This window comes from Gilliamella sp. wkB292, assembly GCF_001690235.1.
In the GTDB taxonomy this organism is placed as follows: domain Bacteria; phylum Pseudomonadota; class Gammaproteobacteria; order Enterobacterales; family Orbaceae; genus Gilliamella; species Gilliamella apicola_F.
The window spans coordinates 1-1941 of the sequence record NZ_LZGO01000046.1; the positions used below are offsets into that span (position 1 = coordinate 1).

A 1941-nucleotide genomic window follows, 5' to 3' on the forward strand; every position below is an offset into this window, starting at 1 on the left:
GTTGAAATGTTCCGTAAATTACTTGACGAAGGTCGAGCAGGTGAAAACGTAGGTGTGTTACTACGTGGTACTAAACGTGAAGAAATCGAACGTGGTCAAGTATTAGCTAAACCAGGTTCAATCACACCACATACAGACTTTGAATCAGAAGTTTATATTTTAAGTAAAGAAGAAGGCGGACGTCATACTCCATTCTTCAAAGGTTACCGTCCACAGTTCTACTTCCGTACAACTGACGTAACAGGTACTATCGAGTTACCAGAAGGCGTAGAAATGGTAATGCCAGGCGATAATATCAAAATGACAGTATCATTAATTCACCCAATTGCGATGGCAGAAGGTTTACGTTTTGCGATTCGTGAAGGTGGCCGTACTGTTGGTGCGGGTGTTGTTGCTAAAGTTATTAAATAATTTTAGATAATAACTAGAGCACGATGAGTGCTCTTAATTAGCTCAGAAGCAGGTGCACAATGTGCACCTTTTTTTTTATCTTATAAAAAAGAAAGCAAATTGACGTCTATAATACAATATCGTTTAACAATCCTTTTTTGATTGTCTTATTGTGACTGTAACAATAATGTTTTATTCAATATCTTGATTGATGGCATCAAGGATTTGTTGATTCAGATTTAAAAAATTGCCCGTATTTAAGGTAGATTTATTTCTTGGCCGCATTTGATTAACGGGAAAAATTGCTTTAATCCCTTTTTGTTTCACTGATAATAAAACAATTCTATCGGAAAGATAAATTGCCTCTTCAACATCATGAGTAATAAAGATTACAGTGAGCCGATGTTGTTCCCATATTTTAGTCAATAATGTTTGCATTTGATGACGAGTAATTGCATCTAATGCACCAAATGGTTCATCCATTAATAAAATCTTAGGACGATATGAAATCGCTCTCGCCAACGCAACGCGTTGTTTCATACCTCCCGATAATTGATTAGGATAAACCTTAGCAAACTTAGATAAATTGACTAACTCAAGGTGTTCTTTGGCAATATCACGGCTTTCGTGACCAGAGTAACCGGCAGCTGAAAGCGCAAATTCAACATTCTGCTGGACAGTAAGCCAAGGTAATAAAGTGTAAGATTGAAAAACCACACCACGATCAAGCCCTGGGGTATAAATGGGTTTATCATCCACGAAAACTTCACCACTATCATAAGATTCTAAACCTGCGATAATCGATAATAGTGTACTTTTACCACAACCAGAAGCGCCAACAATTGAAACAAATTCATTATCATTAACCGATAAATTTATATCACTTAATACATTGCGCTGATGCTTACCTAAACAAAAACTTTTATTCAGATGTTTGATAGTTAAGCTCGCCATTATTTTGACCTCACATTATAGCGGAATAGTATTTTTTCAAATAGGCGCATTAACTGATCTGTTATTAATCCCAATAAACCTAAAATTAAAATATAACCAATGATAGTATCCGTTTGAAAATAACGCTGTGAAAGTAGAATTCGATAGCCCAAACCCGACGTTGCCGCGACTAATTCAGCGACAACCAACCAAGTCCATGCCCAACCAAGACTAATACGTAAGGTATCCCAAATAGCAGGCAAAGCAGAAGGGATAACAATCTTGAAAAGAATTTTACTTTCACTCATCCCTAACGTTCGCCCTAAACCAATAAAATCGGCTGGTACACGTTTAGTCGCATCAATCACCATTAAAACTTGTTGAAAAAAAGTACCAATCCAAATAATGATAAATTTTTGCTGATCGCCAGTACCGAACCATAAAATAGTTAATGGTACAAATGCTACAACAGGCATATATCGAATAAAATCAACTAATGGCTCAATAATGGCTTTACCAACCGCAAAACAGCCAGCTAACACGCCAATGATAATTGACATAATCGACGAAATAATAAAAGCGGTAAGAATTCGATAAACACTGACTTGAATATCAGAA

Annotated in this window: 3 protein-coding genes; 1 reads left to right on the forward strand and 2 read right to left on the reverse strand. The window is 36.3% G+C overall.

The annotated features are described in order from the left end of the window. Positions 1 to 411, forward strand: a 411-nt coding sequence (locus tag A9G09_RS04540) for an EF-Tu/IF-2/RF-3 family GTPase (RefSeq protein ID WP_335339950.1), incomplete at its 5' end; no start/stop codon positions are given. A gap of 171 nt (positions 412 to 582) precedes the next feature. On the opposite strand, the gene A9G09_RS04545 is transcribed toward A9G09_RS04540, so the two are convergent. Next, the gene (locus tag A9G09_RS04545; RefSeq protein WP_065633034.1) at positions 583 to 1344 is read right to left on the reverse strand and encodes an ABC transporter ATP-binding protein; all 762 of its coding nucleotides are present in this window, start codon (positions 1342 to 1344) and stop codon (positions 583 to 585) included. Beyond that, on the reverse strand, positions 1344 to 1941 hold a 598-nt coding region (locus A9G09_RS04550; RefSeq protein WP_065633721.1), incomplete at its 5' end, for an ABC transporter permease. The genes A9G09_RS04545 and A9G09_RS04550, both read right to left, overlap by 1 nt.